Annotated in this window: 1 pseudogene; it reads left to right on the forward strand. The window is 57.8% G+C overall.

The window, feature by feature from the left end:
* Window positions 1-208: pseudogene (locus E4K09_RS01495) on the forward strand (LLM class flavin-dependent oxidoreductase); the annotation flags it as partial.
* Window positions 209-223: the final 15 nt, after the last annotated feature.

The following is a 223-nucleotide window of genomic DNA, read 5'->3' on the forward strand; positions in this document are numbered from 1 at the left end:
ACGGGGACCACGTGGCGCACTCTTCGTCGGAAGCCCTGCGGAGGTGACAGACAAGATCCTAGCGGTGCATGAGATCTTCCGGTTCGACCGCTTCCTGATTCAGATGGCCATGGGCGTGATGGACCACATCAAGCTGATGAAGGCGATTGAAATCTTCGGAACGAGGGTGGCGCCGGAGGTGCGAAAGGCGCTCCGATCACAATGGTAGACGGTATGAACGGAT

It is taken from the genome of Microvirga pakistanensis (assembly GCF_004458765.1).
GTDB classification, from domain to species: domain Bacteria; phylum Pseudomonadota; class Alphaproteobacteria; order Rhizobiales; family Beijerinckiaceae; genus Microvirga; species Microvirga pakistanensis.